Below are 267 nucleotides of genomic sequence, written 5' to 3'. Positions count from 1 at the left end.
ATCTGCTGGAAGTGTCTCTTGCGAGGCCGGGGGTGGGTGCGGGTGCGGTGGGGGGGGCGCGGGGTGTAGGGGGGCGGGCGGGCGCGGCGGGGGGGGGTCGGGGGCCGGGGGGGGCCGGGGCGGGGGGGGGGGGGGGGGGGTGTGTGGGGGGGGGGGGGGTGGTGGGGTGGTTGTTTTTGTGTTTTTGTTTTAGTTTTGGGTTTTTTATAAATAGGATTATATATGAAAAAAAAAAAAAAAAAAAAAATACATAAAAAAAAAAAAAAA

General features: G+C 58.4%; 1 protein-coding gene. It reads left to right on the top strand.

Going from position 1 to position 267, the window contains the following annotated elements; genetic code table 11:
- Positions 1–254: hypothetical protein (locus AAEZ00_RS22465; protein WP_351090100.1), on the top strand; the 254-nt coding region annotated here is incomplete at its 5' end.
- Positions 255–267 lie beyond the last annotated feature (13 nt).

Origin of the sequence: Shewanella sp. S1-49-MNA-CIBAN-0167 (assembly GCF_040310145.1) — a bacterium.
In the GTDB taxonomy this organism is placed as follows: Bacteria; Pseudomonadota; Gammaproteobacteria; order Enterobacterales; family Shewanellaceae; genus Shewanella; species Shewanella psychromarinicola.
This window is presented reverse-complemented; position numbering and strand designations above follow the sequence as displayed.